This is a genomic window from Escherichia sp. KCJ4928 (genome assembly GCF_004352695.1).
GTDB lineage: Bacteria > Pseudomonadota > Gammaproteobacteria > Enterobacterales > Enterobacteriaceae > ECMA0423.
Genome location: NZ_SJWV01000822.1, coordinates 1 through 255, shown reverse-complemented (window position 1 = coordinate 255; position 255 = coordinate 1). Strand labels below are relative to the sequence as shown.

Here is a 255-nt window from a genome sequence, read left to right as displayed (position 1 = left end):
ATTCAGCTGGCAGTGCTATGCGCCACGGAAGCAGTTCGCTGACCCGGTTGACCGGCCAGTCTGCTATGACGCCAAGCACATGGCGAAGGTAGCTTTCTGGATCCACGTCATTCAGTTTGCACGTCCCGATCAGGCTGTACAGTAGCGCTCCCCGCTCACCACCATGGTCAGAGCCGAAGAACAGGAAGTTTTTACGACCCAGACTGACCGCCCGCAGGGCATTTTCAGCGATGTTGTTGTCGATTTCCACCCAGC

Annotated in this window: 1 protein-coding gene; it reads right to left on the bottom strand. The window is 56.9% G+C overall.

Annotated features, from left to right (window positions below):
• Nucleotides 1-255, bottom strand: a 255-nt coding sequence (locus tag E0D98_RS26945) for a transposase domain-containing protein (RefSeq protein ID WP_000327430.1), incomplete at both ends; no start/stop codon positions are given.